General features: G+C 68.7%; 5 protein-coding genes. 3 read left to right on the forward strand and 2 right to left on the reverse strand.

Annotation, left to right across the window (positions count from 1 at the left end; all coding sequences use genetic code 11):
• The 3 genes from VGV06_06975 to VGV06_06985 form a co-directional block, all read left to right on the forward strand.
• The coding region (locus VGV06_06975; GenBank protein ID HEV2054897.1) for an aldolase/citrate lyase family protein at positions 1 to 752 on the forward strand (752 nt) is incomplete at its 5' end.
• A 12-nt stretch (positions 753 to 764) separates the two neighbouring features.
• Complete coding sequence (locus VGV06_06980) at positions 765 to 989, forward strand: fumarylacetoacetate hydrolase family protein (GenBank protein ID HEV2054898.1); 225 nt, start codon at positions 765 to 767, stop codon at positions 987 to 989.
• Positions 990 to 1,031: 42 nt separating this feature from the next.
• The gene (locus tag VGV06_06985) at positions 1,032 to 2,765 is read left to right on the forward strand and encodes a thiamine pyrophosphate-dependent enzyme (protein ID HEV2054899.1); all 1,734 of its coding nucleotides are present in this window, start codon (positions 1,032 to 1,034) and stop codon (positions 2,763 to 2,765) included.
• A 384-nt stretch (positions 2,766 to 3,149) separates the two neighbouring features.
• Here the strand turns inward: VGV06_06985 and VGV06_06990 are convergent, their stop codons facing one another.
• Positions 3,150 to 4,349 (reverse strand): FAD-dependent oxidoreductase, encoded by a 1,200-nt coding sequence (locus tag VGV06_06990; protein HEV2054900.1) that lies wholly within the window; start codon positions 4,347 to 4,349, stop codon positions 3,150 to 3,152.
• Positions 4,350 to 4,383: 34 nt separating this feature from the next.
• The gene (locus VGV06_06995; protein HEV2054901.1) at positions 4,384 to 5,700 is read right to left on the reverse strand and encodes an MFS transporter; all 1,317 of its coding nucleotides are present in this window, start codon (positions 5,698 to 5,700) and stop codon (positions 4,384 to 4,386) included.
• Positions 5,701 to 6,070 lie beyond the last annotated feature (370 nt).

The following is a 6,070-nucleotide window of genomic DNA, read 5'->3' on the forward strand; positions in this document are numbered from 1 at the left end:
AGATCAAGCAGATGTGGCGCGACGGGCGGTGTGTCACCATGGGCTGGCTCTCGGTGTCCCATGGGTTCACCGCGGAGGTGATGGCCCGCCAGGGTTTCGACGCCTTGGTTATCGACATGCAGCACGGGACCACCGACATGAGCGATCTCTGGCCGATGCTGCAGGCGATCTCGCAGACCGACACGGTGCCGGTAGTGCGGGTGGCGTGGAACGACCCGGCGCCCATCATGAAGGCGCTGGACCTGGGCGCCTACGGCATCCTCGTGCCCTTGATCAATACCGCGGCGGACGCGGCGAAGGCGGTGGCCGCCTGCCGCTATCCGCCGGTGGGCATGCGCTCGTCCGGGCCGGTGCGCGCCGTGCACTACGGCGGCGCCGACTACGTGGCCAAGGCGAACGACGAGATCGTCGTCATGGCCATGATCGAGACGAAGGAAGGGCTCGCCAACCTGGACGCCATCTGCGCCACGCCGGGGCTCGACGCCGTCTACATCGGTCCCGCCGACCTGTCGTTCGCGCTGGGCATGCCGCCCGGCCCCGACAAGACCGACCCGGTGCACATGGCCACGTGCGACAAGATCCGCGATACGGCGCACAAGCACGGCATCAAGGCGTGCATGCACTGCGCGAGCGCGGCCTTCGCGGCCGGCGCGGTGAAGCGCGGGTTCGACCTCATCATGCTCACGTCGGATCTGGCGTCGATGATCGCCGGGGTCCGCCGTCAGCTCGATGAGTTCAAGGCTCTGGTGTGAGCTCGGCGGCATGTGGAGGTTCGCCGTCGCCCAACCGCCGTGGTCATCGCTGACGAGGTGCGGGATCCTCAGACCCCGGAGGTCCGGACGACGGTCAACGGCGAACAGCGACAGCGCGGGACGCCGGCCGGCGTCGCTCACGGTATGAAGCCGCCGCGCTATCTCGAGCCGGGCGATGTCGTCGAGATGGGCGTCACCGGGCTCGGCGTGCAGAAGAGCAGCGTCGTCGATCGATAAAGCGCCCGCAGCCTCGAGCCGCACGACAAAAGGGGAGCAGACATGGCAAAGACCGTGGCGGACGTTCTCTGGGAGATGCTGGAGGGAGCCGGTGTCAAGCGCTGCTATGGCATCGTCGGCGATGCGCTCAATCCGGTCATCGAGGCCCTCCATCGCAATGCCGGGATCGAGTTCATCCATGTCCGCCACGAAGAGTACGGTGTCTTCGCCGCGGTGGCCGAGGCCTCCTTCACCGGCAATCCGGTGGCGGTGTGCGGAACGGCAGGTCCGGGCGTCACCCATCTGATCAATGGGCTGATGGATGCGCGGAAAGAGGGTGTGCCGATCATCGCGATCGCCGGCGACGTCGAGACGAGCCTGATGGACACCTCGGCCCTCGAGGAGCTCAATCCGTACAAGTTCTTCGACGTGGCTTCCCTCTACACCGGACGGCTCGTCAACCCGGAGCAGGTGCGGCCCATCGTCAATACGGCCATTCTCACCGCCCTGGTCGACAGGGGGCCCACGGTGATCTCCCTCCCCGGCGACATCGCCTCCGCCGCCGCGCCCGTCGACTCGTACGAGATGGCGCGCCCCGCGCCGCCGCTCTACCGCCCCTCGGACGCGGATCTCGACAAGCTGGCCGGGATGATCAACAAGGCGGGCAGCGTCGCGATCTTCGGGGGCGACGGGTGCCGGGACGCCCGCGACGAAGTGATCCAGCTCGCCCAGAAGCTCCAGGCGCCCGTGGGCTATGCCTTTCGCGGCAAGCAATGGCTCGAGCACGACAACCCCTACGCCGTCGGGATGACGGGACTTCTCGGATACGGCGGCGCCTACAATGCCATTCACGGCGCCGATCTGCTCCTCCTCCTGGGCACCGACTTCCCGTTCCCGGAGTTTCTCCCCAAGAAGAACGTCAGCAAGGTCCAGGTCGACAAGAACCCGAAGCATATCGGCCGGCGCACGGCCGTCGATCTCGGCCTCGTCGGCGACGTCAAGGCGACGGTTGCGGCGCTGCTGACTAAGGTCAACGACAAGACGGACAGGCGCTTCCTGGACAAGCACCTCGCGGAGACGCGGGAGTTTCACGAGCTGCTCCAGCACTATGTGGACAAAGGCCCAGGCATCAAGCCCATACGCCCGGAGTTTCTGGCGGCAACGCTGAGCGCGCTGGCCGACCCGGACGCCATGTTCTTCGCGGACACGGGCACGCCGTGCATCTGGCTCGCCCGACACATCCAGGGCGGGCCGAACCGCCGCCTCTTCGGCTCTTTCTCCTGGGCCTCGATGGCGAACGCCGCCCCCAATGCGTTCGGCGCACAGCTGGCATTCCCCGGCCGGCAGTCGATCGCGCTGTGCGGAGACGGCGGCTTCACGATGCTGGGCCTGGGCGACCTGCTGACCCAGGTGCAGCGAAAGACGCCGGTGATCCAGGTCATCTTCAACAATGAGTCGCTCGACTTCGTCAAGATCGAGATGCAGGAGGCCGGCCTCGTGCCCTTCGGCGTGGACTTCAAGAACCCGAACTTCGCCAAGGTGGCGGAGGCGATGGGCGCGAAGGGCATCCGCATCGAGGAGCCGGGCGATGTCAAGGCGGGTCTCGCGGAGGCCCTCGCCCACCGCAGCGGGCCGGTCGTCGTCGACGCGGTCGTCGATCCGCTCGCGCTCTCGAGGCCGTCGCATGTTCCCTTCCATGCCGTGAAGGGCTTCACGCTCAGCTTCGCGAAGCAGGTGCTCAGCGGTCAGATGGACACGGTGATCAAGACGATAGCGCGCAATACCGGGCTGGTCTGACCGACCTTCGAGCTTCATGCGCCGCGTCCTCGCCATCCTCGGCCTGATCGTGGCGCCCGGCAGCGCGCGCGACGCACTCCATCGCATCGTCACTGATTGCCTGGACACAGGTGATCTCCGCTAGTGCGGACGCTACCCGGATCCGCAGGCGGGAGAGTAGATAACATAAAGCGCATTCTCAGTCATGGCCCACCTTGACCGAGGGTCTTCCCCAGGGGTCTGCCGTGTCAGGTGCGCGAGACTCGGCACGAGCCCGCTCCCCCCCGGATCCGCGGCGATCGCCATCACGATAGGAATGGTCGAGGTCCCCCGCATGGCGGCCCGGATCGCAACTCTCGCGTCGGCAACGATGACATCCGCAGTGAGACACGATCCAGGGGTATGTCAGCGGCGTGCGTGTTCGCGGACGCAGCGGGCGGGATCGGCCTCGCTCAGCACGGGCGCCGGCGTGCCCGTATGGAGGGAATCCGCCAGGAGCTTGCCGGCCATGGGCCCGCGCCCGAAGCCCGACGAAGCCAGCCCGCTCACGATCCAGAGATCCTTCCGTGCCGGGATGCCGCCGATGAGCGGCTTGCCGTCGAGCGGGAAGGGCATGAGCCCCGCCCAGGTCCGCGCGATCGGCAGCGCGGCCAGGAACGGCAACACCGAGATCGCGTGGCCGCGGTTCACCTCGATGCCCGCCAGATTCTGTGTCGTCTCCCAGCCGATCAGCTCCCGATCGCCGCCGAAGATGATCTCGCCGTTTCGTCGCTGCCGACCGTAGAGGTGGCGGGTCACGCGCGCTCCATCGCGATGCGTGAGATCGGGCGGAGCGCCGCCCCGATCACGGTGCCAGGCCAGCGCGGACTCCGCCGCGGAGATGGTCTGGAAGACGCGCCCCGGCTCGGGTGCGGTCGCCCACATCTGGCCGCGGACGGGGACGATCGGGATGTCCAGGTCGAGCATCGCGCCGATTCGACCGCACCAGGCGCCGGCGGCGATCACCACCGCTCCCGCCACCACGTCGCCCTGCGCGGTGCGGACCGCGTAGCCCGCCGCCGGGCGCGGCGTGATCCCCGTCACCTCGTGATGCGTGAGAACGCGCGCTCCCCGGCGCTCGGCGAGGGCGGCGAAGGCCCGCGTGGCCTTGCCGGGGTCGGCCTGCGAGCGGAGCGGTGAATACATGGCCCCGAGGAGCGCCGGTGAGAGCGCGGGCTCCAGACTCCGGGCCTCGCGGATCGTCAGCAGCTCGACCGCGTGGCCGCGCGCGCGAAGCGCGGCCACGCGGTCGCGCGTGAAGTCGTACTGCTCGGGCGTGTGAATCGCCTGGAGCGCGCCCGAGCGCCGGAACTCGATGTCCTCGCCGAGGTCGGTCTGCACCGTCTCGAAAAGCTCGACGCTGCCCGCGGTGAGGTGTGTCTGGAGATCCCGCGTCTCGCCCCAGCCGACCGAATCGATGGCCCCCGCGTTCACCCCGGAGGCGCCCGACGCGATCTCGCCACGGTCGAGCACGACGACGCGGCGGCCCCGGGCGGCGAGGTGATACGCGGCGGAGGCGCCGGCGATGCCGCCACCGATGATGAGGACGTCCGTCTCGATCGTCACGGAAGGCCATCCCGGGTTCGCCGGCCCATCGCGATCACTCCGGCAACGGCTTGCCCTTCGTCTCCGGTCCGGCGAACGGTGTGACGATGAGCCCAAAGACGTAGACCAGAGAAATGATCGAGGCGGCGCGCCCGATGCCGCCGAACATCGTAGTGACCGCGCCGGCCACGAGCGGCCCGGCCGCCGCCAGATAGCGCGCGCTGTTGAACACCACCGAGATCGCCGATCCCCTGACCGCCGTCGGGAACAGCTCCGGCAGGTAGATCGGCATCCACGAGAACTGTCCGGCCGTGAAGAAGCCGTTCAGCATCACGGCGAGCAGGAACAGCGCGGGATCGCGGACGAGAAGGAACGGCACCCAGACGGCCGGCAAGGACCCCAGGTAGTACACCCAGATCGCGGGCTTGCGGCCCCACGTGTCGGCCAGCACGCCGAACACCAGGTAGCCGGCGATCGCCCCAAGCCCCGAGGCGATCCCCGCCAGCGAGATCCAGTCGCGCGCATTGCGGCCCGCCGCGGCCGCGATCTGGCCCGCGTACTGCGGGATCCACGTCGACGCGCCCCAGTACCCGATGATGGTGGTCAGCGACATCGCGAGCAGCGGCACCAGCCTCCGCCGCAGCGCGGGGTTCGCCACGAGGCGAATGACCGTCAGCTGGAGCAGCGCCCGGTCCTCGGCCGCCACCGCCTGGCCACTGGCCGCCCGCGCCACCGCCGCCCGTCGTCGATCGTCCGCGGCGCGCCACAGCGCGGGATCCTGCAATCCCCGCCGGATGTACAGGATGAGGAATGCGGGGACGACGCCGATCAAGAACATGTGCCGCCACGACGCCGGGCCCAGCGGCGCGACGACCAGCCAGATGGCGGAGGCGAGCAGGATCCCGACGCCGTAGGCGGATTGCAGCGCCGCGGCCGCGCGCCCGCGGACCGCGGCCGGCCACATCTCGCACACCATGGCCGCCCCCGGGCCCCACTCGCCGCCGAGCCCGAGGCCGGTCAGGAAGCGGAAGAGGACGAGCATCCAATAGGCCTCGGAGAGCGCGGTCAGGCCGGTGAAGAGCGCGTAGCAGAGGATCGAGAGCATGAGCGTCCGCTTGCGACCGATGTAGTCCGCCAGGACACCGCAGATCACACCGCCGGTCGCCCAGCCCATGAGCGTCGCGGCGACCAGGCCACCGAAGTACGCGGGAGCGTCGGCGATCTGATCGGGCGGGAGCACCTGGCGCACGGCGATCGCGCCGACGAGAACGAGGACGAAGTTCTCGTAGCCGTCGAACAACCAGCCGAGCGCCGCCGCGATGAGCGCCTTCCACTTCGTGGAGTCGGCGGCTGGCCTCATGACGGCGTGCACACGACCGGATACTTAGCAGCGCGTCGCCTCGTGTGTCAAGGCCCGACGGGCCGGCCCGGATCACACGTGTTACGCGATCGCGATCTTGCGTGAGCGTAGATGGGATGAAGCGGCTGACCCCCCACTCGACGTGGTGGCATAGACTGCCCCACAGAGATCACGCGCTCAAGGGCGCAAGGAGAAGGGGGCCAGCCATGGACCATATTGGCATTGACGTGCACAAGAAGGAAAGTCAGATCTGCATCCTGGCCGAGGGGGGCGAGCTGCTCGAGCAGCGGATCCGCACCGAGCCCGAACGCTTCGCCGCTGTGCTCGGCGCGCGGCGCCGGGGGCGGATCGTGCTCGAGACGTCGACCGAGAGTGAATGGGT

It is taken from the genome of Candidatus Methylomirabilota bacterium (assembly GCA_035936835.1).
GTDB lineage: Bacteria > Methylomirabilota > Methylomirabilia > Rokubacteriales > CSP1-6 > AR37.

Coding starts and splice junctions, on each gene's coding strand:
- VGV06_06985 (HEV2054899.1), top strand. CDS start 1,032: ATGGCAAAGACCGTGGCGGACGTTCTCTGGGAGATGCTGGAGGGAGCC.